This is a genomic window from Hanamia caeni (assembly GCF_003721595.1).
Lineage (GTDB): Bacteria > Bacteroidota > Bacteroidia > Chitinophagales > Chitinophagaceae > Ginsengibacter > Ginsengibacter caeni.
This window is the reverse complement of the sequence record NZ_RJJR01000002.1, coordinates 138222-164986: the sequence shown is the minus strand read 5'-3', so window position 1 is coordinate 164986 and position 26765 is coordinate 138222. Positions and strand designations below refer to the sequence as shown.

Genomic DNA, 26765 nt, shown 5'->3' with positions numbered 1-26765 from the left:
ATTTGGATCAACCTGTTTTTGAAAAACTAAAAAATCAAGGTTATTTGTTCGTTTACTGTTTATGGAAGATGTGATTATCTTGTAAAAGCTGTCGCTGCTTTCAGTTACTTTTGAGCCTAAAATTTTTAAATTGAGCTTACCTGAAATATTGCACGCGTTTGTGAATGGAATGAAAGAAACCACATGGCTTGAATATATTGCTGTGATTTCAGGTATTGTCAGTGTTTGGTTTTCGCGCAGGGAAAATATATGGGTGTATCCTACAGGGCTTATCAATACTACGTTTTATATTTATCTCAGCTTCAAAGGAAGTTTGTTTGGCGAAGCCAGCGTCAACTTGTACTACACGATTATGAGCATTTACGGCTGGATATTATGGGCAAAAAAAAATCAGCAGCACGAGTATGTGGTAAATATTACATGGAGCAACAAAAAAGAATGGATGCAGGAACTTGTATTTTTTGCCGCATTTTACCTCGCCATATTTTTTGCCCTTTCTTACCTGAAAAAAGATTTTGCACCCGGCGCTATTCCGTGGGCGGATGCATTTGCAAGTTCTACCGCCTTCACCGGAATGTGGCTGATGGCGCGTAAAAAAGTGGAAAGTTGGTATTGGTGGATTGCGACCAACATTGCTTCCATTCCTTTGTATTTTGTGAAGCACTATGTATTTACCAGTGTATATTATATCATACTCTTAATAATGGCAGTTTGGGGATTGATAGAATGGAAAAGAAGAGCTAATGAACATTTGTTGAAAAACAAGGAAATTCCGGTATGGAAGCAATAAAAAAAATCGTAATAATCGGCCCTGAATCTACCGGTAAAAGCACCCTTTGTGAAAAACTGGCGGCGCATTATCAAACCTTGTGGGTTCCTGAATATGCAAGAGAATATTTAGAAAAACACGGAACTGATTATAGTTACGAAGATTTGTTGACAATCGCAAAAGGACAAATTGAACTGGAAGAACGAATTAGTTCAAAGTTCAAAGTTCAAAGTTCAAAGTTCAAAGTTCAAAACCCGATACAAAATTCTCAATCCTCAACCCTCAACCCTCAACCCTCAACTTTGCTCTTCATCGATACCGATATGTACGTAATGAAAGTATGGGCCGAATATGTTTTTAATAATTGCCACAACTGGATTTTGAACCGCATTGCAGAAAGAAAATATGATTTGTATTTGCTCTGTGATGTAGACCTGCCCTGGATTGAAGATAAATTAAGGGAATATCCCGACGCAGGCATAAGGAAAAAATTATTTTATTTCTATAAAGAACTAATGACCTCCCAATCCACACCGTGGCATATCATTTCAGGAAACTATGAACAAAGGCTGCAGAACGCAATTAACGCTATCAATGAAACCTTTACATAAAAAATTGTTCTGAAATAATTTTACCATCTTTTACTTTATAAACCATCAGCTCGTTCATAGAAGAACGTTTCTGTCCTTTCATTGTCACGTCCATATAGAGCGCCAGCGCTATAACGTTGCCTACCACCAGCGGAGCCGAAACTTTACAGCTATGCGTTTGTTCAACCATGGAATTAAATTTTCTTCCTTTTTCAAAAATGGTATCGAGACCCTTAGTTTCTTTTTCAAAGCCAGGAGAACTCTCGGGTTCAATGCTGACTGCGTCGTCGGCAAATAATTCTTTTTGGGCCTGCGTAAACTCTCCTTTATTGCAAAGTTCTGCAAGACGTTCGGCGATTTGTTGTGTGTTCATTGCTACTTTTTATTAAAAAAGAGCAAATCTTTTACCAAAAAGCAGATTGGGCTTTCATCGTCTTTCTCTTCTTTTATAAATCCGACCATTAAAGAATTCTGACACTTGACGCAAGTTCCCATTTATAAAAAAAATTAATCTAAAAGAATTATCCTCCTTCGATTTACAGTAAAGCAACATTTATTACTTATTTTTATTCCTATTTATAAATAAAAACTTTCTGTGATGGAACAAACTGTAATCATTAAAGACACTTCCGCAAATCCCGCGCCGCTGGGGCTTTTTGCATTCGGGCTCACCACCGTTTTATTAAACCTGCATAATGCCGGTATTTTTGAAATGAACTCTATGATTCTTGCCATGGGGATATTTTATGGCGGTATCGCCCAGATAATTGCAGGCATTATGGAGTCAAAGAAAAACAACACATTCGGCTTCGTGGCTTTTGTTTCGTATGGTTCGTTCTGGCTAACGCTGGTAGCCTTAATCGCAATCCCGAAGTTTGGCTGGGTGCCGGCTGCTTCTCCATCAGCTATGGTGGCTTACCTCATTATCTGGGGCGTCTTTACAGGATTACTTTTTATCGGTACACTACGCATCACCAGGGCGCTGCAGTTTGTTTTTGCTTCGCTTACCATTTTGTTTTTCTTATTAGCCTACGGCGAAACAGAAGGAGGCGCATTCATTAAAACTTTTACAGGCTATGAAGGCATTATTTGCGGTGCCTCTGCTATTTATACCGCTATCGGCTCGCTGCTCAATGAAGTGTATGGCAAAACCATTTTGCCGCTTGGCGCGATAGATAAGAAATAATTTTATGTGAATTTGCTAAGTCAAATTTTTTATCTTCATCGCTCAACAAATTTTACAAAACGTATAAAATTGATTTCATGAGAAAGGCCCTGGTTGTTGTTTCTTTTTTATTTTTTATATCGGTTTCTGTTTTTGCCCAGACCAAAAGTGTTTCCGAAATGCTGGTTCCCATGCCGGTATCAGTTTCTTCAGGCACAGGAAATTTTCAGCTTACCAGCAAAGCAACTATCCACGTAATGTCGCCAGACAAAGATGCAAAGCGGGTAGGTGAGTTTATTTCTACAAAATTAAAACGCGCTACCGGCTTTGCTATTCCGGTGGTGAATTCAAAAAAAGCGTCAGGCGGTATTAATTTGTCTTTAATCAAAGATGAAAAATTAGGAAAAGAAGGATACCATCTGAATGTTACCCCTTCAGAGATTTCCATCAGCGCCAACACGGCTGCCGGTTTATTTTACGGGATTCAAACCATGTATCAACTATTTCCTAAACAAATCAATGATAGTTCCGTCGCAAAGAATGTGAAATGGAATGTTCCCGCTTGTAAAATCACCGATTACCCGAGATTTGGCTGGAGGGGTTTGATGCTGGATGTAAGCCGACATTTTTTTACCAAGCAACAGGTAAAAGAATTTATTGACCAGATGGTTCTCTTTAAATACAATATTCTGCATTTGCATTTAACCGATGATGAAGGCTGGCGTATTGAGATTAAAGGGCTTCCGCGCCTGACGGAAGTGGGTTCAAAGCGGGTCCACAAAGTCGGCTACTTTGGCACATTTACTCCGCCAAAACCTGATGAACCGCTTAATGACAGCGGCTATTATACCCAGGATGATATTCGCGAAATTGTAAAATATGCACAGGACCGTTTTGTAAACATTCTGCCCGAAATTGATGTGCCGGGTCACAGCCTCGCAGCTGTGGTTTCATACCCGGAATTGTCCTGTACGGAAGGCGCTGATAAATACCGCGTGCGCTCCGGTGAAGAAATCATGGACTGGTCGCACGGACAGCCGCCGGTAGCATTGGTGGATAATACACTTTGCCCTGCCAACGAAAAAGTGTACGAATTTTTAGATAAAGTGATGACGCAGGTAGCTGAACTTTTCCCGTTCGGATATATCCATTGTGGCGGCGATGAATGCCCTAAAAACTTTTGGGAAAAAAGTGACGCGGTGCATGATTTGATGAAGAAGGAAAACCTCACCAATATGGACCAGGTGCAAAGCTATTTCGAAAAAAGGCTTGAAAAAATTGTGGAATCAAAAGGTAAAAAATTTATGGGATGGGATGAAATATTGCAGGGAGGATTGGCGCCCAGCGCTACAGTGATGAGCTGGCGCGGAATGGAAGGCGGAATAGAAGCGGCAAAGATGAAACATGATGTGGTGATGAGCCCGACTACTTTTGCTTACATTGATTATATGAACGGCGACCCTATCATCGAGCCACATGTATATGCAACTTTAAGATTGCAAAAGGCGTATGAATTTGAACCTGTGCCTCCGGGAGTAGATGCCAAATACATCCTTGGCGGACAGGCTAATTTGTGGACAGAGCAAATTTATAACATGCGCCATCTTGAATATATGCTTTGGCCGCGGGCACTTGCGATAGCTGAAAGCGTTTGGTCGCCTAAAGAGAAAAAGAACTGGGATGATTTTTCGGCCCGCGTTGAAAAACAATTACCCAGGTTTGATGAAGCCCATATCAAATATGCGCCAAGCATGTTCGACCCGATTTTCACTGCCACAAAAGATGAGAACGGCAAATTGAAAATTGAGCTCAGCACAGAAATTAAAGATTTGCAGATTCATTATAGCTTTGATAATTCTTTTCCTGATAATTATTATCCTACTTACCGTACTCCATTAACGCCGCCCGAAGATGCGGTAATGCTGAAAGTGGTTACCTATTGTGGTGATAAAAAAATGGGAAGAATTATTGCTATGCCTATCGCAGAATTACAGAAGAGGGCGGATTCAGGCAAGAATTATCCGTAAGTTCTAAAGAAAATAAGAAGTCACTTTATTTATTGGTTTACTGTAAGTCTGAATTTATGGAAGACATTAATGGAAAGTAACAAATAAAAATTGGGCTAACTTTAAACGAAATTTCTAATGAACGTAAATTAAATAATTATGGAATCATTACTTATACATCCGGAAAATGAAAGCCAGCAAAAGGCGCTGCAGGTTATCTTAGATGGCTTTCAAATACCTTATGAAGAAGAGCCGGAATCAGACGAAACGGAACGTATCTTGTCTAATCCGAAAATGGCTGAACGACTAAATAGCAGCATAAAAAATATAGAAAAAGGAAACGTGACAACTATTAAGATGGAAGATTTATGGAAATAGTTTTTTCTCCTGAATCATTGGAGGATTTGAATTTCTGGAAACAAAGCGGAAATGTAAAAATTCAAAACCGGATTTTACAACTTCTGGAATCTATTAAAGAAAGCCCTTATGAAGGCCTTGGCAAACCTGAAGCATTAAAGCATAATTGGACAGGGTATTGGTCAAGGCGGATTAATAAAGAACATCGCCTTATTTATAAAACAGAAAATGAACGAATTATAATTGCTCAATTACGGGGGCATTATTAAAAATGGAATTAAATTATTAGCATGAAAACACTTAAAGGACCCGGCATTTTTATTGCCCAGTTTATTGGCGACGAAGCGCCATTTAACGATTTAAAAAATATTTGCCAATGGGCTAAAGACAAAGGTTTTGTTGGGGTACAGCTTCCAACAAACGACGAACGGTTTATTGATTTGCAAAAAGCGGCTGAAAGCAAAACCTATGCAGACGAATTAAAAGGAACCGTAAATAGCTTTGGCCTCGAAATCACAGAGCTTTCAACGCATTTGCAGGGACAATTAGTTGCCGTAAACCCCGCGTACGATGCACTGTTTGACGGATTTGCCCCTGAAAAATTTCGTAGTAATCCGAAAGCACGGCAGGAATGGGCCGTTAATCAATTAAAACTGGCTGCCAAAGCTTCCCAAAATCTGGGGCTTAAAGCTCATGCTACTTTTAGTGGCGCATTACTTTGGCCCAATGTATATCCCTGGCCGCAGCGCCCGGCCGGTTTGGTAGAAGAGGGATTTGCCGAACTCGCCAAAAGATGGTTGCCGATATTAAACGCCTTTGATGAATGCGGTGTAGATGTTTGCTACGAAATCCATCCCGGGGAAGACCTTCATGATGGCATTTCTTACGAAACATTTTTAGAAAGCGTAAACTTTCATAGCCGCGCGTGCCTGCTTTATGACCCTTCGCACTTTGTGTTGCAGGCGCTTGACTATTTGGCTTACATAGATTTCTACCATGAAAGAATTAAGGCTTTTCATGTGAAAGATGCAGAATTTAATCCTACCGGCAAGCAAGGCGTATATGGAGGTTATCAAAGCTGGATTAACCGCGCCGGCAGATTCCGCTCAACTGGTGATGGGCAGGTGGACTTTAAATCAATTTTCAGCAAATTGGCCGCCTATGATTATGACGGATGGGCCGTATTGGAGTGGGAATGTTGCTTAAAAAATTCTGACGACGGAGCCAGGGAAGGCGCTGAATTTATAAAAAATCATATCATCCGTGTTACCGAAAAAGCATTTGACGATTTTGCCCAAACCACCAAAGATGAAAATTTGAATCGCCGGGTATTGGGACTGCGAGAGAGCGAGAGGGTGAGAGAGTGAATTGAAAATTAGGAATTAAGGGATTAAGTTGATTGTATTTTATGCATCAAGTTTCTCATTCTTTAACTACAAATCTTTAATACAATTTCTTTAAAAAAATCTATAAAATCGAATTCATGAAAAAAATTATTCCGGTTTTTCTTGCCTCAGTTATTTTGATTAGTTGCGGCTCATCCAAAAATTCTATGAAAAGCGGCTCACAAAATTCTCTTACTTCAAAAGAAAAAACCGAGGGATGGCAATTATTATTTAACGGGAAAAATACAGACGGCTGGCACAATTACGGCCATCAAAAAGCCGGCAATGAATGGAAAGTGCAGGATGGCGCCATTCATTTAGATGCTTCTGAAAAAAACAAAGAAGGCGGCGACCTTGTGAGCAATGACGAATACGCCAATTTTGATTTGAAATTGGAATGGAAAATCTCAGAAAAAGGCAATAGCGGCATTTTGTTTTATGTTCGTGACAATCCTGCTAAATACAAAGAAACTTATCACACCGGAATTGAAATGCAGGTTTTGGATAACGGAACGCCAATTCGCCTCGGACAACCCGATGGAAAATTATATACGCATCGCGCGGGGGATTTATATGATTTGCTCGCTTCGAAAGAAGTGGAAAAACCGTTGGGCGAATGGAACCAAATAGAAATAAAATGCCTGAACGGAAAATTAGATTTTTATATGAATGGCGAGCACACGCTCTCAACAACTTTGTGGGATGATTATTGGCAAAAAATGGTAGCCATCAGCAAATTCAAATACATGCCGGATTTTGGAACTTTCAAATCAGGCAATATCGCTTTGCAGGACCATGGCGATGACGTATGGTTCAGAAATATAAAAATCAGGAAATTATAAAATAAAAATTAGGATTTTTTATTCTTTTACTGCAATCAGTAAATTGCCGGTCGACTATGAAAAGAAATTTTGCTTTTGTTTTTTTATTCGTATCATTTTTGGCAGCAATCCTTTTTATTTCCACTACGGCAAATGCCCAGGCAATTCCGGAGTTTAAGGTAAAACTTACTAACGGTACTTCGGTTTCATCCAAAAATGTAGCGCGGCAAAAACCATTGCTCATTATTTATTTTGCGCCCGATTGCGACCATTGCCGCAAACTAATGGACCAGCTTTTTCCCCAAATGAATGCATTTAAGAATACGGAAATATTGATGGTTACTTTTGAATCTTTGAATGATGTAAAGTGGTTTGAAAACCATTACCACACAAAAAATTTTCCTAATATTAAAGTCGGAATGGAAGAACCGGTTTTCTTTTTGAAAAATTATTATCACCTTGAGCACACGCCATTCACGGCTTTGTTTGACAAAAATGGCAAACTGCTGGTTTCTTACAAAGAGTTTACACCCGTAAGCGAATTGATTAAGTGGGTGAAAGTGGCCGGTAAAAAACAATAATGAAAACTTTTGCCGATAAAATAATTTCTTTCAACAAAAATATTTCTTATAAAGGCGGTCTTCCTGATAAGGTAAGTATCATGAATCCTTTTAAGGAGAACAGGGAAGCGCTGCGAATCTCTTCCCTGTTTTACAAAAAATTTTATGACGACCATAATAAACGCCACATCATTTTTGGAATTAATCCCGGAAGGTTTGGCGCTGGCATTACCGGCGTTCCTTTTACAGATACCAAAAGATTATTGAGCGAATGCGGAATAGAATTTCCGGGAAAATCCACCCACGAACCGTCAGCCACTTTTGTTTATGAAGTAATCAACCAATACGGGGGTGTAAAAAAATTTTATAACGATTTCTACATTCAATCCCTTTGCCCGCTCGGGTTTACCATCACTAATGCAGCCGGCAAAGAAATCAATTATAACTATTACGACAGTAATGAATTAACGGATTGCGTTTATGCTTTTATTCTCGCAAATATTAAAAAACAAATAAGTTTTGGTATCAGCACTAATGTATGTTTCCTATTTGGCACAGGAAAAAATGCCAGGTTTTTTAAAAAAATAAATGATGAATTTCATTTCTTCAAAAAAGTAATTCCTTTGGAACATCCGCGTTTCATAATGCAATACAAAGCAAAATCAAAAGACATTTACTTAAAGAAATATATAGACGCGTTCAGCGAAGCTAACGGCTAGCAGTAAACGAATAAATAGAAAATGTTTTTATTTTCAAACAAATAGTTCTGCTAATTTTTTCTTTAAAATTTTTATTACCGCTTATGTTACCTTCAATTATTTCTTTTTAAATAGTATACCCCTTCTCGTTTATTTTCCTCCGGCTATTCTGAAATTTTTATCCATTTTTTTTATTTTATTATGAAGAAATCTTAGCGGATTTTGAAGGTGAAGGCTGCGATAATGACGGTTTTTTTAAAAAAGAAACGCAAGGCGACTGCCCCACACGTCACTGACAAATATCATACTTCTTCCTGTACTACCTCATATATCCGGTGACTATTTCACAAGACTTTTGTTCTGTTATTTCAAAATAACAAACAAAGTAAAATGAAAAAAGTAATCTTTCCCGGACTGGTAGCAGGTGTAGTTTTACTGATTTTAAGCATACTCGGATTGTACCTGAATATCTTAATATTCCCCGACCTGGCTATGCAATACTTCCAGCCAGCTTTTAATGAACAATCCAGCCGTATCATGCTCTATTTCATTCATCCGTTTATAATAGCCATGGCTCTCTCATGGTTTTGGAGCAAGATAAAAGGAATTCTGAAAGGTTCTTTTCTCACACGGGGAATTGAGTTTGGAATTATCTATGCGCTGATTGCCACTTTTCCCGCGATGTGGCTGGTATTTAGTTCCATCACAGTTTCATTACAAATGGTAGCCACTTGGTTTGTATTGGGCCTGATACAGGCAATAATAGCGGGGCTTGTATGTGAAATGATGAATCCCTGATAAAAGTTGTAAACAATAAAAATTTTATACTAACAATTAGAAAATTAAAAACCATGAAAGCTTTAAAAAGTATTTTAGCGATGGCACTAATCTTAACAGCAAGCCATCTTTTCGGACAAACCAATTATGTCCTTAACAAAGATTATAAACTAACAATTAACGGAGGCTCTAATCTTCACGACTGGACTGAAAACGTGGAAAAGGCCGCTGCAAACGCCAGCGTAACCTGGAACAGCAACGGCACACTCACGCTTAACGGGCTTACCGTAATAGTTTATGTTCAGTCAATTAAAAGCTCTGAGGGCGGCGTAATGAATGGAAAGACTTACAAAGCATTGAAGTCTGACAGCCATCCAACTATCACTTTTACACTTACTTCACCTTTGCAGATTAGCGGTGGAGGAACTACAGTTTCAGCTACTGGCAATCTTAATATTGCAGGAGTTACCCGTGGCGTTACCATCCGCGCAAAAGTAAATTCAATTGCCAACAACAATATAAGTATCGAAGGTGTGGTACCTCTCAGGATGTCAGAATTTGGTATAGATCCTCCAAACGCTCTTTTTGGCGCTTTAAAAGTAAGCAACGATATATCTATTCAATTTAAAACCAATCTCGTAAAATCATAATCAATCAATTTTTAGGCAACAAAAATTTTTAAACTCAAAAAAATTATAAAAATGAAAACCTTAATAAACAAAATTACAGTGGCAGTGCTGGTACTTCTATCTTCTTCTGCCATAGGGCAAAAAATACAATATTTCCGCCCGAATGATAAAGCCGGCCTGAATGTATTCGAAACGTCAAAAAAAGACACGGTACCTTTTAATGGACTTGCCGTGAAAGTCGGTGGGTTTTTTTCCCAGGATTTCCAGGCTTTGAAACATGAAAATAATGCTATTCCCAAAATTGGTGCCGACGGCGTTAACGCTAACAAATTGATGGCACTAAAAAATGGCTTTAACCTGGCGATGGCCAATCTGACTATTGATGCCCAGCTAAGCGATGGTATCCGTTTGAACCTGACCACTTACCTGTCAAGCCGCCACCACGAAGAAGCATGGGTTAAAGGCGGATATATCCAGTTTGATAAACTACTTTTTTTGAAAAGTGATTTGGTAAATTCACTTATGGAAAATATTACTCTTAAAGTAGGAGATTTTGATGTGGATTATGGTGATGCACATTATCGCAGAACTGACGGAGGTAATACTTTTTATAATCCTTTTATTGAGAATTATATCATGCCTGCTTTTGCTACAGAAATTGGTGGTGAAATTCTGTACCAATCCAGAGGTGGATTTCTTCTTTCAGGCGGCATGACAAACGGACAATTAAATCCCACTGTAGTTGATCCTTCTGCTATTGATCCAAAAACAGGAAAAGCTAATGTTACTGCTCCCGCTTTTTATGGTAAAGTAGGAGTTGACAGGCAGTTCACAAATGACTTAAGATTCAGGCTTACCGGTTCTGCTTATACTAATAAAAGCAATACCAGCAATACGCTTTTTAATGGCGACCGTACAGGGTCTCATTATTTTTACATCATGGAAAATACTACAGCAACAACAGATGGCAATGCTTTTTCAGGAAGATTTAATCCCGGATTTAGTCAACAGGTGAACGCTGCAGTAATAAACCCTTTTCTTAAATACAAAGGACTGGAAATATTTGGTACTTACGAAGTTGCCAAAGGAAGAACCATAAAGGAAACCAGCATGCGCAAAGCAACCCAGGGAGTAGTTGATTTACTTTATCGTTTTCCGGCAGAAAAAGAAAACTTCTGGATAGGCGGAAGATACAACACCGTAAAAGCCGCCATGGCTGGTAATCCGAATGACGTTACTGTTAACAGGATGGTTGGCTCTTTTGGCTGGTTTATGACAAAAAATGTAATGGCAAAAATTGTATATGTCGACCAGGAATACAAAAACTTTCTTCCAACAGATATCCGTTCCGGAGGTAAATTTCATGGTTTAATGATAGAAGCTTCCGTAGGATTTTAATAGGGATCACCACTCCCGTTTTTTATCAGGCCATTGTTTCATCGAACAACAAGGTGGTGCGACAATGGCCTGTTTTATGGCTTGTCAAATTTATTTTTATGCCTGCCCTAACCCTCCTTTCACTGTGCATCAGCCTCCTCAGTTTTTTTAGCAACACAATAAAACAAAGGGAAACAAAACCGCTTACTATAATTTATTCTTTTGAAAAGGGAAGCAAGGTAAGTATTGATGGCACTACCAATGTGAAAGATTTTTTTTGCTCTTCTAATAAGTTATTCGCCCAGCAAAGCGCAAAATTAAACAGGGAAGATTCGGAAAGAATCGGGTTTGATAATGCAGCCCTCGATTTTAATATAAGCTCTCTTAATTGCGGAAATACTGGTATAAACAGGGACCTGATGAAGGCTATGAAGGCGGATTTGTACCCGGTTATCTCAGTGAAATTAACAGATGCACAAATAGATGCGGAAAAAACACTTTCTCTCAACGCCTGGACCACAATTAAAATAAATGTTTCCATCTCGATGGCCGGAGTTTCTAAAAATGCACAAATTACAGTACAGGGAAAAAAAACCGGCGCCAACTATTACCGCTTTGTAGGACAGCACTCGATGTTAATGACCAGTTTTGGTGTTATCCCGCCTACCGCTCTTTTCGGAATGGTAAAAGTGAAAGACGGAATCATTGTAAAGTTTGATTTAATAGTTTCTGCAAGGGCGGTGAATGTGTAAAAAAGAAAGATACCAGTTTGCAGTAAACCAACTTATTTTCCTGTTCTTTATTTTATAAGCGCGCCTGATAAATATCATACAGGCGCCTAATGGCGATCAATTTTTTTTTGAGCAGCATACTATAATTTTCCCCATTATTAATTTAAACATCAAAAAATGAAAAACTTTCTTGTCCCGGTTGATTTTTCTGAAGCATCGCGCAATGCGGCAAAATATGCCCTGTCTTTGGGTGAGGTGCTAAAGGCCAAGGTTATTTTTTTAAATGTGGTTCCGATAGGCCTTCTCATCGAAGATGAATCTTTTAATTCCAGGATTGCGGCACAGGCTGAACTGGTAGAAAGCAATAAAGATTTTTTGTCAAAAGAAATTACTGAGATTTCAAAAAATCATCTGGTTGCCACTGAAGGGTATGTGGCTGAGGGTGCTGCTTCAGAAATGATTTTAACGATGGCAAATGAAAACCAGTCTGATCTTATTATCATGGGCATGAAAGGAAAAGGCAAAAGCTCATCCATATTTGGAAGCACTACTACTTCCGTCATCAAAAAATCCAATTATTCAATGCTGGTGATTCCGGAAGGCGCTTCTTACGAATCAATAGATACGATTTGCTATGCAACGGATTTGAACGACAGGAAAGAAGCAAAAGATATTTCTATCCTGCTCAAAATTGCAGAAAAATACAATTCTGCCATCCAGATACTACATGTTCAAAAACAGGAGGGCGAAATTAGTGATGATGAATTTATCCATAAGATGAGAGTGCATTCCAACTTTGATGGACTAAAACGAACCTTTAATGTAGTAACAGATTCCGATGTTATATACGGCATAAATAATTACCTCGAAAATAATCCAGCCGAAATTTTGGCAATGACAGCGCGCAAACATTCCTTTCTTGAAAGATTATTTGGAACGGTGCATACAAAAAAAATGAGTTATGAAACTAAAATACCTTTGCTGGTATTAAAAGAAGGATAGTGAAATGAGACCACACCTGTTTTTGATTTCATAACTTAAATAAAAGTATTGTACAGATAAAACCAATGTTCAGGCCCAAATTATTTGATACTCTAAAAAATTACACCCGAAAGCAATTTACCAATGATGTGTTGGCCGGAATCATTGTGGGCATTGTGGCTTTGCCCCTGGCGATTGCATTTGGCATTGCCTCAGGAGTTACGCCAGAAAAAGGTCTTATTACTGCGGTGGTTGCGGGTTTTATTATTTCAGCCTTAGGGGGAAGCCGTGTGCAAATTGGAGGACCGACCGGCGCTTTTATCGTTATCGTGTATGGCATTGTTCAAACGTATGGCATTAATGGTTTAATCATCGCCACTTTTATGGCGGGCATTATGCTCATAATACTTGGCATCGCCAGGGCTGGCGCCGTTATCAAATTTATTCCCCATCCTCTAATCATAGGTTTTACCAGCGGCATCGCACTTATCATTTTTTCTTCCCAGGTTAAAGATTTTTTAGGATTGAACATGGGAAATGTTCCTGCGGATTTTATTGAGAAATGGCAAACTTATTTCTTGCATATTGGCAGCGTTAACTGGTATGCTTTACTGATTGCCTCTGTAACAGTGCTTATTATTATTTTGTGGCCAAAAGTCACGCAAAAAATTCCCGGCTCATTAATTGCAATCTTGGTAACCACTGCCGCCGTCCAGTTTTTAAAGATTCCTGTGGAAACCATCGGCAGCAGGTTTGGAATCATTTCTTCATCAATTCCCGGTCCTGAAATACCTCATATTGATTTTGCTACTTTTAAAAACTTGGTGGCTCCTGCGTTTACCATTGCCATGTTGTGTGCGATAGAATCGTTGTTATCCGCCGTGGTGGCCGATGGAATGATAAGTGGCAACCACCGTTCAAATATGGAATTGATTGCGCAGGGAACAGCCAATATATTTTCTTCCATATTCGGTGGCATTCCCGCTACAGGCGCCATTGCGCGAACAGCAACTAATGTAAAAAACGGCGGTCGCACCCCTGTTGCGGGCATTGTTCACGCAATTACGCTTTTGCTTATCTTGTTGATTTTGGGCAAATGGGCTTCGTATATCCCGATAGCTAATCTCGCCGGAATCCTCATTGTAGTGGCTTATAACATGAGCGAATGGAGAAATTTCCGCTCAGTATTAAAAGGGCCGAAAGGAGATATTGCAGTTTTGCTCATTACTTTTTTTCTGACAGTACTTATTGACCTCACTGTAGCCATTGAAATAGGAATGGTGCTGGCTGTATTTTTATTTATGAGAAACATGATAAAATTCAGCGACGTAAGCATTCTTACCAAAGAAATCGGGGATAAAGAATTTGGATATGATTTGGTAGATGGAAAGTTTCAGTTACCAAAAGAAGTAGAAGTTTTTGAAATTACAGGGCCTTTGTTTTTTGGCGCTGCGTATAAGTTCAGAGACGCGATGAAATATATAAAGCAACATCCCAAAGTCTTAATTATCCGCATGCGACATGTGCCAATCATTGATGCCACCGGCATCCAGGTTTTAAAAGAAGTAATTGGTGAGTCTGTAAAAAACCGCACCAAAATTATTCTTTCGGAGGTGGAAAATGAACAGGTACAAAAGGCATTAAAGGAATCGCGCTTATTATTTGCAATCGGAAAAGCCAATATAGCCGCCACTTTTGAAAAAGCGCTGATTCGTGCGCAGAAAATTGTGGAGGATGCGAAAACCTTTTCTGAAATTCGTGTATAACCTTAGATGAAACTTCATACGCTGCAAATTCAATGGTATCAATGGTTCAAGGCGGCCCTACAAGTAATTTGCTTCTTAATTCATTCAGATAGTAAAGCAACAAATAATAATAATTCCTCTTTTCGAAATCGGGCGGCAATTTTTAAGTGGTAGAAGTTTTCTAAATTTGCCATCGATCTTACTAAATATATATATCCCCGCTTACAATGAAATTAATTTTCGTTTACCGGTGACCGTTATACATTTTTTGCGCTTTTGCCACGGGAAATCCAGTAAAGAAAACTTCAGCAATACAATTAAAACCAGAATAAAATGAAAAAACTAAAGTTTCCTTTCTCTTTACAAAAATTAAGCAGTCCTGCAATTTCTTTATTTGCATTGATGTTGGTAATGATTTTTTCGGCCTGTAAAAATTCCAGCAGCACTTCAGTGCTTGACCAAAAAAATGATGGTAATGGAGATAATCTTAACCGTGTAACCCAGGAATTGGTGGCGCCTCCTATGGTGCCGAAATTTGACCAGGTAGATAAAGATGGGCCAAAAATAGTGCAGGTTACCATGACTGTGCAGGAAAAGAAAATAGAAGTAGCGCCGGGCGATTCTATGTGGGCATTTACTTTCAATGGCACTGTGCCGGGGCCCCTAATTGTGGTTCACCAGGATGATTATGTTGAGTTAACATTAAAAAATCCGGCAACAAATACGCAAATACATAACATAGATTTTCATGCCGCTACCGGTGCGGAAGGAGGAGCAGATCTTACCCATATTAATCCGGGAGAGCAGGTGAAGCTTCGCTTTAAAGCTACCAGGGCGGGTGTTTTTGTATACCATTGTGCGCCGGGTGGATTAATGACGCCTATCCATGTTCTTTCCGGAATGAATGGCGCTATCATGGTGTTGCCACGCGATGGCTTAAAAGATGAGAACGGAAATTCTGTTACTTTCGACAAAGCATATTACATCGCCGAACAATATTTGTATTTGCCTAAAGGCCCTGATGGAAAAGTAAAAGAATTTGCTACTCCGCAGGAAAGTGTTCAGGCAATTGGCGACCAGATAAAAACATTGATACCAACCTATATTGTCTTCAACGGAAGAGTAGGCTCTTTACTGGGAAAAAATGCCATGACCGCCAAGGTGGGTGACAAAGTTTTGTTTATCACCGCCGAAGCCAACAATGATAGCCGTTTTCATCTTATCGGCGGCCACGCAGACCTTTTCTGGCCAGGAGGTAAATTTAATAACAGGCCATTTACTGATTACGAAACCTGGGCGGTTCCCGGAGGCTCTGCTGCAGCTGCTTTATATAAATTCAGGGAGCCACATACTTATACTTTGGTGAATCACAATCTTATCGAAGCGGTAGCCTTCGGCGCGGTAGGCCAGGTAAAAGTTGAGGGAAACTGGGACAGCACTTATATGAAACTAATACAGAAAGCTTCGCCGATTCAATAAAGATTAAAACAAATCAATTTAATTCGGCCCTGGTTTCAGGGCCTTTTTTTTGGAAATATGTAAGAAAGAATGATAATGAAATTTTCAATAATGATTATCTCCCAAACATTTTATCTAATTCCTGCTTTTTAAATTCAAGAAACACCGGTTTGCCATTTGGAGTAACATTATTGATTTTGCAATGGAATAAATCTTCTACGAGGCGCTCCATTTCCTTATCTGACAAATCTGTTCCCGCTTTTATGGCCTGCTGCCAGGCCATTGAGCGAAGTAATTTTTCCCTTTTACTAAAGCTCATTTCCAGGTTAAAATGCTTGTATTGTTCCAGTATCTTTTCAAGAGCATCCTTTTCATTTCCATCTTTCACATCAGCAGGCGATCCCTGTATGATGAAGCTGTTTTTTCCAAAAGGCTCTACCTGGTAGCCAAGGATGCGCAGGTCAGGAATAAGCTCCTCCAGCAAAACCGCATCGGGCGGCGCCAGCTCAACCGCCGCAGGGAAAAGGCTTCTTTGAACAGCAATAGGTTTTCCCTTCATCGCTTCTTCAAAGCGCTCATACAAAACTCTTTCATGCGCATTCTGCTGATGAATCAGGATAAAACCGCTTTCATTTTCCGCTGCAATAAAGCAATGCTGAATTTGCAGCAGAAGGCCTGTGGTCGGTTTTTTTCGAGCAGAAGCGGGTATATTATTTTTAAAGAAAGGAGGCACATCGCCAGGTTGGTTTTCATTTTCAAAATTCCGGAAAGAGGTGTCTTCAGTTTTTTGACGTATAATGGCCTCATCCCAGCTTTTCAAATCACTTTTGGTTTCAATAAAATGGGCCTGGTTTTTTTGCGTAAAGGTTTTATAAAGTGAAGATCCTGTAGCGGTAAATTGCTTTTCTTTGGTAAAAGGCTTGCTTACCGCCTCGCTTTGTTGAATCGCCATATCCAGCTCAAAATCCAGCGTCGGCGTAACGCTATATTGCGCCAACGCATGTTTTACGGCAGACTGCACAAATGCATAAATCAATTTTTCATCTTCAAATTTGATTTCCTGTTTGGTGGGATGAACATTGATGTCAAGCCGAGACGGATCAATGTCAATAAATAAAGTATACATCGGAAAGCTGTCTTTGGCAATCATATCGTTGAAAGCATTCATCACCGCGTGGTTCAGGTAAGCGCTTTTGATAAAACGGCTGTTCACAAAAAAATATTGATCGCCGCGTGTTTTCTTTGCTGTTTCAGGCTTACCTGCAAAGCCATAAATATTCATATAATCAGTTTCCTCCTTCACACTCACCAGCTTAGCAGCGTAATTATTGCCGAGAATTTGCAGAATACGTTGCTTTAATGAACCCTTTTCAAGATGGAAAACCTGCTGACCGTTGGAGGTAAGCGAAAAAAATAAATCCGGGAAAGCCATGGCCACTCTTATAAACTCATCAATAATGTGTCTAAGCTCGGAAGCATTGCTTTTTAAAAAATTTCTTCGCGCAGGCACATTGAAAAACAAATTTTTCATACAGATATTCGTGCCTTCATTTGTGGCAACGGGCTCCTGCCGTTTCACTATGCTGTTTTCAATTTCAATAAAAGTGCCTATCGCATCTTCCCTGCGTTTGGATTTCAATTCTACCTGCGCCACACCCGCTATACTGGCCAGCGCCTCCCCGCGAAATCCCATTGTTTTAATATGAAAAAGGTCGTCGATATTTTTAATTTTGGAGGTAGCATGGCGTTCAAAGCTCATCCTGGCGTCGGTTTCGCTCATTCCTTTGCCATTATCAATTACCTGCACCAGGGCTTTGCCTGCATCGTTCACGAATAATTGAATTTCTGTAGCTCCGGCGTCTACTGCATTTTCCAACAGTTCTTTTACGGCGCTTGCCGGCCTTTGAATTACTTCACCGGCTGCAATCTGGTTGGCAATGTTTTCGGGTAATAAATTGATGATGTCAGCCAAATTCTTTTTATTTTAAATACAAAATTAACTCTTATTTTACGGAAGCCTGATACGGCATTCGAAGCTTCCTAAAAGATGAAATAAACCCTTTTGCTGTCAATATCGTAAATTTGTTTCAATAATTTTTTTGCATTGAAATATAATCAAACTACATTAACTAAACTTGAAAAAATTTTGGAAGAATCCGGCTACATCGTACGGTACGAACGGGGTTCCTTTCAAAGCGGCTATTGCATCCTGGAACATAAAAAAGTGGTGGTGCTCAATAAATTCCTGATTCCCGAAGGCAGAGTAAACACACTTCTTGATATCATTCCCTCTCTTATAATTAATTACGATTCGCTCACGCATGAATCCCAAAAATTGTACGATGAAGTAATGTCCAAAACGGAGCGCCTGGAAAAATAATCCAGGTTAAAAATCCTAATTCTCCCGGTGCGGTTTTTTCTTTATTCAACATTAACAGGCTTATTTATTTGACCGATACTTTGTTTAACCATCCAATTTCATTTCTCAGCATTTGCCTCTGCCAAATATTTAATAGCTTTGAAAAGTGAGTTATCCTGATCTTACAATTACCTTTTTAGGAACCGGCACCAGTGGTGGTGTTCCCATGATTGGCTGTGATTGCATCGTTTGTTCATCCTCAAATCAAAAAGATAAAAGGCTGCGGAGCAGTATTTTGGTTCAAAGCAAACACACCACCTTAGTGGTGGATACCACTCCGGATTTCAGAACGCAAATGCTGCGCGAAAATGTAAAAAGATTAGACGCTGTTATTTTTACGCATCCGCATAAAGATCACATCGCCGGGCTTGATGACATCAGGGCGTATAATTTTTTTCAAAACCGGCCGATGGATGTGTACGCCAATGAGCTTACTCAGGAGGCATTGCGCCGCGAATTTTATTACGCTTTCTCCGAAAAAAAATATCCCGGCACGCCTGCAATTAATTTGCATACGATTTCCTCTCAGCCTTTTTGTGTGGGCGATATTTTGGTCATTCCCATTTTGGTTTATCACTTAAATATGCCCGTGCTGGCTTTTCGTTTTGGAGATTTCACCTACATCACCGATGCAAACAGGATAGATGAAGAGGAAAAAGAAAAAATCAGGGGCAGTAAAATACTGGTGGTAAATGCGCTGCGAAAAAAAACACATATTTCTCATTTTACTTTGCAGGAAGCCACAGATTTGGTGAAGGAATTGGAAATCCCTACGGCTTATTTTACGCATATCAGCCACCAGCTTGGCTTTCATGAGGTTATTGAAAATGAACTGCCGCAAAATATGCATCTTGCTTATGACGGATTGAAACTGGAAATAAAGAGAAAATAAAAAATGGGATTATTTGCCGGTTTACTGCATCATAGTGTGCTTTCCTGCATTTCAAATTGCATGTTATGAAGGTTGAAATAATGGCCCTGCAATGCCATGAGTTCGTTGTGGGTTCCCATTTCTTTTATCTCTCCTTTATCCAGCACAATGATTTTATTCGCTTTGCGAATGGTAGACAGGCGATGCGCAATTACGATAGATGTGCGGCCACTGATTAATTTGTCAATCGCATGTTGGATTAAAATTTCACTTTCGCTGTCAATTGACGAAGTGGCTTCATCCAAAACGAGAATGGACGGATTATAAAGAAGCGCGCGAATAAACGACAGCAACTGGCGCTGGCCAAGAGATAGCGTGGAGCCGCGCTCCATTACATTGAAATCATAATTTCCCGGCAATTGCATGATAAAATCATGTACGCCGATGATTTTGGCTGCTTCTATCGCATCGCTTTTTTTAATGTGGGGATTTCGTAAAGTGATGTTATCCAAAACCGAGCCGCTGAAGAGAAAAACGTCCTGCAATACCACCGCAATTTTACTCCGCAAAAAATCTATATCATAATCAAGAATATTGTGGCCGTCAATTTTGATTTCACCGCGGTTTACAGAATACAACCTGTTGAGCAAGCTGATAATGGAGGTTTTGCCGCTTCCGGTATGGCCTACAATCGCAAGTGTTTCTGCCGGCGCAATTGAAAAATCCACATTTTTTAAAACGAATTCATCTTTGTTGTAGGCGAACCACACATGCTCAAAATCTACCTTGCCTTTTATAGGTATGGAATGGATGCCGCTGTGTTTGTTTATGGTAACATCTTCATTTTCCAGCACTTTAAACACACGCTCGCTTGCTACCATGCCCATCTGCAATACATTAAATTTATCGGCTATCATCCGCAACGGCCTGAACAATAAATTGAGGTACATGATAAAAGAAATAATTATCCCCGGGTTGGCAGAATAATTTCCGCCCCACCACACCAGCAGGCCAATAGAAAAGGCAAGAACAATTTCTACAATCGGGAAAAAAACAGAATAGGCAAATATGGCCCTGATGTTGGCATTGCGGTGTTGCTTGTTGATTTCTTTGAATTTATTAAATTCTTTTTCCTCAACAGCAAACGCCTGCACAACGCTCATACCCGTAAGGTGTTCCTGCACAAATGCATTTAAAGCAGCCACCGCATTCCTGACTTTAATAAAAGATTTGTTTACACTTTCTTTAAAAAAATAAGTGGCAATAATTAATATCGGGAAGGGCACAAGGCTGATAAGTGATAAGCGCCAGTCGGCAGTAAACATAAACAGCAGTATGGCAATAATGGAAAGCAAGTCAGAAATAATCGGGATGAGCCCGTTCGAAAATATATCGTTGATGGATTCGATATCATTGATAGTTCGGGTGGTTAACGTTCCGATAGGCGTTCTGTCGAACTGCCTCAAATTCAGGCTCAATACTTTTTTATAAACCGTAACCCGCAAATCTTTTACTACCGTTTGGCCAAGCCACGAGGTAAGATACCTGAAGAAAAAGCTGAGCACCGTTTCTATAAGCAACAATCCTATTTGTATGATGGTGATTAAAATAAGCCAGCGGACGTTGCTGTCCTTAATAAAATGATTAACTGTATATTGAATCAGGTAAGGCCGCAATGGTGAAAGAATCGCAAGAACTACCGACAACAAAACAGAAGTATATATCTTGTTTTTATAAGGCAAGGCATACGCAAAAACTTTTCGAAGGGCGCTCAGATCCAGTAATTTTTTTCTTTCTTTATTTTCCGCCATCAGGCAAATTTAAAATGAAATTGGCAGATGGATTCCTGCTTTCTATAAGCAGTAAGCTGACAGGTTCAAAATAAAAAAACAAGCTATTTATTCTTTTACTATTTCCTGCTAATATTGAAGCGAATGCTTTAGCGCAATTTCAACATCTATTTTACTTTAATTAATAATTAAAGAAAAGGTATTTCATAGAGTATCTGTCTAAAATTTGACGCCTTAGTAAGATATTTTATATATCGCTGGAAAGTAAATACAGCCTGCCGAAATTAGTTAAACACCGCTAACGGTAATACTTATTTTCCTGATAACCCCCAATTCACATTTGGCTCAGGCCCCATCTTCAATACCAGCGATCCGCCTTTTAATAATTCCGATGCAGGAAATTTGAAAGAATGTAATGTGCGTCCATTCAGAGTTGCGCTTTGCACATATTTGTTTTTTCGTGAAGCTCCCTGTGCTATAATCGTAAATTTTTTGCCCCGGCCAAATTTCCCCCCAAGGTCAATTTCTATTTTTTGATAAAGCGGGCTCGCGATTTCATATATCGGGCTTGCGCTGCTGCCACCATCCGTTTGAAACAATCCTATTGAAGCCATAATAAGCCAGGCGCTCATCTGGCCCTGGTCTTCATCACCAAGATAAGCGTTAGAAATTCCGTAACCATAGTATCTGTCAATAATGGAGCGTGTCCACTTCTGCGTCGACCAGGGCTTTCCTGCCCAGTTAAAAAGAAAAGGAAAATGCATAGATTGCTGATTGCCCTGCATCACGGGGTAATCCCAGTATTGGTCGTTCATTCCATTATACCGCCAGGGCTCACTGGCTTTGAATCCCCATTCCAACCGGTCAATAAATTTTTTATTGCCAATCATGTGCACCAAATCGGGCACATCCTGCGGTACAAAAAATGTGAGCTGCCATGCGTTACCTTCCACATATTCTTCATTTGCGCCGCTGCGGAACGGGTCAAAATCCGGAGTCCATTCTCCGTTACTTAATTTCGTGTGGCAGTAACCGTTACTATCGATGGTGTTTTTCCACCATTTTCCTCTTGCGTCAAATTTTTTGTAGATGTCAGTTTTGCCTAATGACTTTGCCAACTGGCCAACCGTCCAGTCATCATAAGAATATTCCATCGTGTTTGAGAAACGGCCTTTGTCAGAAGGCACATAATGATGTTTTTCATATTCAATGATATCCCTGTTGCCTGCAAAGCCTTTAAAGACTTTCTGCGCAGGAGTCGTTTGCATTTTTACGGCAGCCTCTAACAATTTATTCGCATCAAAATTGCGGATACCCATCTGGTAGGCAGAAACCATTTGTGAGATTTCATGTTCACCAACCATCACGGGAATGTAATTCATGCCTGCAGGGCCTTTCGCGAGCCAGCCGTTTGCATCATACATGGCCAATTGCGAATTTACCCATCGGTTACTCCATTCAGGCGTTACAAGATTCCAGAATTGGTTGAGGTTCCAGAAAGTATTCCAGAAAGCATCGCAACCTAAGGCTACATCATCCTTATTTTTCAATTGCCGGAGCTTTCCATCTGTACTGCGCCATTGGCCATTCACATCGCTCCATGTATTGCGGCTGCAAACAGACCGATACATTGAATTATAAAAACGCTCTTTTTCAAGGCGGTTGGTGGTAGTGATTTTAACCCGGTTAAAAATATCATTCCATGTATCAACCTGGTGCTGCCTGATTGCATCAAAATTCCATCCAAAGGGTTGGGTAATTTCGGTTTTTAAATTTTCATCTGCATTATCAATGCTTACCAATGAAATTCCTGATCTTACCTGCACAACCGGATTTTGTCTGGTATCGAACTCAATAACCAGGCCTGCGTTTTTACTGTTTTTAGTTGAAAGAATATCAGCATATTGAATGGCATTATCCACCCAATTTCCTACCCGTTTTATCGGTTTGTCAAATTCAATAACAAAATGAATCGTATAATCCTGGTCGGCATCATGGCTCCAAACGCCGGGTGAAAACTGGTGTACCATTCCTTCAATCCTGTAATCGCTTACTTTCTTTATTTCTACTTCCTTTAACTGGTAATCGTATTCCGCAGGAATGTGAAGGTCGATTAAAATGCGTGAGCTGTCGCGGTTTGCAGGAAACGTAAAGCGTTCAAAGCCACACCGTGTAGTAGCTGTCACTTCGGCTTTAATATCATAATCTTCTAATTGAACTTTATAATAGCCAATAGGCGCTTCTTCCGTTTTTTTATTAATCCGCGAACGATAGCCCGATGCAGGATCATGTTCGTTTCCTATCTGAGTTTTCAATGGACCATTAGTTGCAAAAATTCCTAACCCTGCCATGGTCCATTCATGTATGTGGCTAAATGTTCCCACGCTTTCAAAAGTGGGTTCATAACCGGCCTGCCAGCCTGCATTCTGATTATCAGGACTCATCTTTACCATGCTAAAAGGCATCCACGGGCCGGGTGCAATCATCCACCGCGAGTGAGCAGTTCCCATTCTCGTATCCACATAATCGGCCGGTGTTTGTAATTTTTGAGGCGATCTTTTCACCACACCTTTCTGAATAATTTTTCCATTGTTCAAAATTGAATAATTACTAACCGTGCTGGTTTTTACAGCAGGCATCAATGCTTCAAACTCATAATTGCCCTGTTCAACGATTTCTTTAAAAATGTTTTTGCCATCCAACATCACACTTAGTTCGGGGCTACCCTGCAGATGTTCTGCATTTACAAGCAAAGGCTGCATTCTCTTACCCCTATTTTCCAATTCATACGTTGCCGGTTGTACATCGCAAATAAAAAGCTGTTCAGGTTTTAATACTGTAACAGCCTGCGGGCCTTTCAAATCCAACTGGTCGAATAAGATCCACGAACCTCCTATTACACGAATGGTGATCTTATTGCCACCTTTGCGGATAATATTTTTTGTAATAGGAATGGTTATGGTTTCAGGCGTAGCGTTATCAAGATTTCCCGTCAGTGAAGCTGTATCTGTAATGGGTTCATTCTGGCGCGGATACGGTTGCGCTTTTAAGTCAAATTTATTTGCCCCTAACTGGATTTCATTTTCCTGGCCGTTAATTAAAACTTTCACCAGCGGCAAAAACTTTTTTGAATAATCCAGTAATTTAATCTCCAGTTCATATTCCCCTTCAGCCGGTAAATTGGTAATGCCAAACAAAATATTCACTTCGTTGGTACGCCATCCGGATGTGGGCCAGGTGCCGCCCCAGGTATCGGCGGGTCCGGGTAATACATAAGGGAAATCATTTTTTTCCTTATTGTACCCTATCAAAAAATATTTGTCTTCGTAGCCAAAATCATGGCCCACAAAGTCCCGGAAGCCGCCGGGAGCCAGCGCAAATTCAGCAGCAGAATGGTCGGCTTTTCCAATGCTCCAGATATTCGTTTGATTCGATTGGGCAAAAGATTGTAAAGAAAAAATTGCAAAAGATACACACCAAAGAATGGGCTTTATTTTCATTTTGTGAATTTTAATTATGCTACTTAAGGAGCCTCATTAGCTGACTTTAAACTCCGGCAAATATTTTGAAATAATAAATATCTAAAAAATAAAAAATTGGACTATGTTTGTATGTGCGAACATACTTCAATTTTCTTTTAATTCAAATATTTTATGAATCACCACTTAAAGCATTCCGGCATTGATAATTTTTTTCTTAAGAAATTACTTCGTTCATATAAATGAAACAAGGCCGCTCCCTTTTTTAAAAAAGGCGATTGGCACTCCAATTATTTTTAATCTAACCTGCCGGAAAAATAAAATAAAAAATATTTATAAGGATCATGAATCAATTGAAAAAATCAAATTTTGAAAAATTTCCTTCAATCGAAGTGAAAGGGCATAAGTGTATTGAAGGCTGGGAAAGCATTACCGATAAAATAACTGCATTAAACAATCACTATCCAGGAAAAAAATTTTTGGTTGTGGTGGAATGTTATCCCGGCGTATACGTAAATGAAATAGCCACGGCAATTCAACAGTATATTCCCGCAGCAAAAGTTTATGATGTTTCCCAGGCGATGAAACCAGGAGATGAAATCGAAAAAATGGTGTATCCTTTTGTAACCGACGATCCGGTATTTGGCTACATGGCCCCGCTGAACCTTGGAGATTTTTTTGATGCAAAAAAAGTTCGTTCGCTACAGGATGAAATTAAAAACACAGTAAACGGACCTGCTTTTCCAGCAGGCAGGCAAATAAGCATTATTCTTGGTTTGGGCGCATCTATCATTTGCCCCGCACCGGATTTTCTTTTTTATGCGGATATGCCGCGTTGGGAAATACAGCTTCGGTTCAGGCAAAATACCATAAGCAATATAGGCGCTCAAAACCCGCAATCGGAATTTTCTTATTTATACAAACGAAGTTTTTTTGTTGACTGGAGAGTTTGCGACCGGCACAAAAAAAGAATTATGAATGACTGGGATTTTGTGCTGGATACTACAATACCGGATACGCCCAAATTAATTTCCGGCACAGCAATCCGTGAGGCATGGGAAGAAGCGATCAGCAGGCCTTTCAGAACAGTTCCCTTTTTTGACCCCGGGCCCTGGGGCGGGCAGTGGCTAAAGGAAGTTTGTGATCTTGATCGCGATACACAAAATTTTGCATGGGGTTTCGATTGCGTGCCTGAAGAAAACAGCCTGCTATTTTCTTTCGACGGTATTTTGTTTGAATCGCCGGCAATTAATCTTGTTTTTGCAAAGCCTGAAAAACTGTTGGGCATGAAAGTATTCGACGCTTTCGGCACGGAGTTTCCCATCCGGTTTGATTTCCTGGATACGATGGAAGGCGGCAATCTCAGTCTGCAGGTACATCCTTTAAGGGAATATATAAAAGAGAAATTTGGAATGCCTTACACACAGGATGAAAGTTATTATATCATGGATGCAAAGGATGATGCGTACGTGTATCTTGGGCTGAAGGAAAAAGTAGTTCCTGAAAAAATGGTTCACCAGTTAGAGGAGGCGCAGGAGAATGGCGACGACTTTAATGCGGAAGAATTTGTGCAGAAATGGCACGTAAAAAAACATGATCATATTTTAATCCCTGCCGGAACTGTTCATTGCTCGGGCGCTGATACCGTTGTGCTGGAAATAAGCGCTACGCCTTATATTTTTACATTCAAGCTTTGGGATTGGGGCAGAATGGGGCTGGATGGAAAACCAAGGCCCATTTCAATTGAGCATGGCAAAGAAGTAATTCAATGGAACAGAACTGCAAACTGGACAAAAGAAAACATCATTAACAGGATAGGGAAAGTTAATGAAGGCGATGGTTGGTTAGAGGAAAAAACCGGGCTTGATCCTTCTTCATTTATTGAAACCAGGCGGCATTGGTTTAGTAAAAAAGTAGTTCACCACACAAACGGCGTATTCGCTGTGCTCAATCTCATAAAAGGCAGGGAAGCGATCGTTGAAAGCCCATCCGGTTCCTTTGAACCCTTCGTAATTCACTACGCCGAAACCTTCATAGTTCCGGCTGCAGTAGGAGAATATTCAATCAGGCCCTACGGTGAAAGTGAGGGTGCTGAATGCGCTACCATCAAGGCTTTTGTAAGGACTGAAAATTTAATTGATTACCGCATTAATTAAC

General features: G+C 39.9%; 24 protein-coding genes. 20 read left to right on the top strand and 4 right to left on the bottom strand.

The window, feature by feature from the left end; translation table 11 throughout:
- Window positions 1–130: 130 nt before the first annotated feature.
- A complete protein-coding gene (gene pnuC, locus EFY79_RS03855) occupies window positions 131–790 on the top strand; it encodes a nicotinamide riboside transporter PnuC (protein WP_148041845.1) in 660 nt (219 codons plus the stop codon).
- Complete coding sequence (locus EFY79_RS03850; protein ID WP_123119367.1) at window positions 778–1380, top strand: AAA family ATPase; 603 nt, start codon at window positions 778–780, stop codon at window positions 1378–1380. Before pnuC ends, EFY79_RS03850 begins: the two co-directional genes overlap by 13 nt.
- On the opposite strand, the gene EFY79_RS03845 is transcribed toward EFY79_RS03850, so the two are convergent.
- Window positions 1373–1732: a SnoaL-like domain-containing protein gene (locus tag EFY79_RS03845; RefSeq protein WP_123119366.1), complete on the bottom strand. Its 360-nt coding sequence runs from the start codon at window positions 1730–1732 to the stop codon at window positions 1373–1375. The genes EFY79_RS03850 and EFY79_RS03845 overlap by 8 nt on opposite strands.
- 225 nt (window positions 1733–1957) lie before the next feature.
- On the opposite strand from EFY79_RS03845, the gene EFY79_RS03840 reads away from it, so the two are divergent.
- From EFY79_RS03840 to nirK, 15 genes are all read left to right on the top strand, one after another.
- Entirely contained in the window at window positions 1958–2545 is a 588-nt protein-coding gene (locus EFY79_RS03840) for an acetate uptake transporter (protein ID WP_123119365.1), read from the top strand.
- A gap of 77 nt (window positions 2546–2622) precedes the next feature.
- Window positions 2623–4551: a beta-N-acetylhexosaminidase gene (locus EFY79_RS03835; protein WP_123119364.1), complete on the top strand. Its 1929-nt coding sequence runs from the start codon at window positions 2623–2625 to the stop codon at window positions 4549–4551.
- Window positions 4552–4689: 138 nt separating this feature from the next.
- Window positions 4690–4908 (top strand): DUF2683 family protein, encoded by a 219-nt coding sequence (locus EFY79_RS03830; protein ID WP_123119363.1) that lies wholly within the window; start codon window positions 4690–4692, stop codon window positions 4906–4908.
- Window positions 4899–5156 carry a Txe/YoeB family addiction module toxin gene (locus EFY79_RS03825; protein WP_123119362.1) on the top strand — a complete coding sequence of 86 codons (258 nt, stop codon included), beginning with the start codon at window positions 4899–4901 and terminating at the stop codon, window positions 5154–5156. The genes EFY79_RS03830 and EFY79_RS03825 overlap by 10 nt, the downstream gene beginning before the upstream one ends.
- 21 nt (window positions 5157–5177) lie before the next feature.
- A complete protein-coding gene (locus EFY79_RS03820) occupies window positions 5178–6254 on the top strand; it encodes a sugar phosphate isomerase/epimerase family protein (protein ID WP_123119361.1) in 1077 nt (358 codons plus the stop codon).
- A 116-nt stretch (window positions 6255–6370) separates the two neighbouring features.
- On the top strand, window positions 6371–7114 hold the full coding sequence (locus EFY79_RS03815) for a 3-keto-disaccharide hydrolase (protein WP_123119360.1): 744 nt from the start codon (window positions 6371–6373) through the stop codon (window positions 7112–7114).
- A 56-nt stretch (window positions 7115–7170) separates the two neighbouring features.
- The gene (locus EFY79_RS03810) at window positions 7171–7674 is read left to right on the top strand and encodes a TlpA family protein disulfide reductase (RefSeq protein ID WP_123119359.1); all 504 of its coding nucleotides are present in this window, start codon (window positions 7171–7173) and stop codon (window positions 7672–7674) included.
- Entirely contained in the window at window positions 7674–8372 is a 699-nt protein-coding gene (locus EFY79_RS03805; RefSeq protein ID WP_233577914.1) for a uracil-DNA glycosylase family protein, read from the top strand. Before EFY79_RS03810 ends, EFY79_RS03805 begins: the two co-directional genes overlap by 1 nt.
- A 369-nt stretch (window positions 8373–8741) precedes the next feature.
- Window positions 8742–9149: a hypothetical protein gene (locus EFY79_RS03800; RefSeq protein ID WP_123119357.1), complete on the top strand. Its 408-nt coding sequence runs from the start codon at window positions 8742–8744 to the stop codon at window positions 9147–9149.
- A 53-nt stretch (window positions 9150–9202) separates the two neighbouring features.
- A complete protein-coding gene (locus EFY79_RS03795; protein WP_123119356.1) occupies window positions 9203–9778 on the top strand; it encodes a YceI family protein in 576 nt (191 codons plus the stop codon).
- Between the two features lie 51 nt (window positions 9779–9829).
- Window positions 9830–11155, top strand: coding sequence for a hypothetical protein (locus tag EFY79_RS03790; protein ID WP_123119355.1), 1326 nt, complete (start codon window positions 9830–9832; stop codon window positions 11153–11155).
- Between the two features lie 98 nt (window positions 11156–11253).
- On the top strand, window positions 11254–11886 hold the full coding sequence (locus EFY79_RS03785; RefSeq protein ID WP_123119354.1) for a YceI family protein: 633 nt from the start codon (window positions 11254–11256) through the stop codon (window positions 11884–11886).
- Between the two features lie 156 nt (window positions 11887–12042).
- Window positions 12043–12867 (top strand): universal stress protein, encoded by an 825-nt coding sequence (locus EFY79_RS03780; RefSeq protein ID WP_123119353.1) that lies wholly within the window; start codon window positions 12043–12045, stop codon window positions 12865–12867.
- 65 nt (window positions 12868–12932) lie between these two features.
- Entirely contained in the window at window positions 12933–14612 is a 1680-nt protein-coding gene (locus tag EFY79_RS03775; RefSeq protein WP_123119352.1) for a SulP family inorganic anion transporter, read from the top strand.
- A 312-nt stretch (window positions 14613–14924) separates the two neighbouring features.
- Entirely contained in the window at window positions 14925–16070 is a 1146-nt protein-coding gene (gene nirK / locus EFY79_RS03770; protein ID WP_123119351.1) for a copper-containing nitrite reductase, read from the top strand.
- A gap of 94 nt (window positions 16071–16164) precedes the next feature.
- Here nirK and mutL read toward each other — a convergent pair whose 3' ends face one another.
- The gene (mutL, locus tag EFY79_RS03765) at window positions 16165–18021 is read right to left on the bottom strand and encodes a DNA mismatch repair endonuclease MutL (RefSeq protein ID WP_123119350.1); all 1857 of its coding nucleotides are present in this window, start codon (window positions 18019–18021) and stop codon (window positions 16165–16167) included.
- Window positions 18022–18153: 132 nt separating this feature from the next.
- Between mutL and EFY79_RS03760 the strand changes: the two genes are divergently transcribed.
- Together EFY79_RS03760 and EFY79_RS03755 are read left to right on the top strand one after the other, a co-directional pair.
- Window positions 18154–18429: a hypothetical protein gene (locus EFY79_RS03760; protein WP_123119349.1), complete on the top strand. Its 276-nt coding sequence runs from the start codon at window positions 18154–18156 to the stop codon at window positions 18427–18429.
- A gap of 145 nt (window positions 18430–18574) precedes the next feature.
- Window positions 18575–19360, top strand: coding sequence for an MBL fold metallo-hydrolase (locus EFY79_RS03755; RefSeq protein ID WP_123119348.1), 786 nt, complete (start codon window positions 18575–18577; stop codon window positions 19358–19360).
- Window positions 19361–19389: 29 nt separating this feature from the next.
- On the opposite strand, the gene EFY79_RS03750 is transcribed toward EFY79_RS03755, so the two are convergent.
- Window positions 19390–21150, bottom strand: a complete 1761-nt coding sequence (locus EFY79_RS03750) for an ABC transporter ATP-binding protein (protein ID WP_123119347.1) — start codon at window positions 21148–21150, stop codon at window positions 19390–19392.
- Between the two features lie 290 nt (window positions 21151–21440).
- Window positions 21441–24629: a GH92 family glycosyl hydrolase gene (locus EFY79_RS03745; RefSeq protein ID WP_123119346.1), complete on the bottom strand. Its 3189-nt coding sequence runs from the start codon at window positions 24627–24629 to the stop codon at window positions 21441–21443.
- A gap of 323 nt (window positions 24630–24952) precedes the next feature.
- Here EFY79_RS03745 and EFY79_RS03740 point away from each other — a divergent pair, with 323 nt between their 5' ends.
- Complete coding sequence (locus tag EFY79_RS03740) at window positions 24953–26764, top strand: class I mannose-6-phosphate isomerase (protein ID WP_123119345.1); 1812 nt, start codon at window positions 24953–24955, stop codon at window positions 26762–26764.
- Window position 26765: the final 1 nt, after the last annotated feature.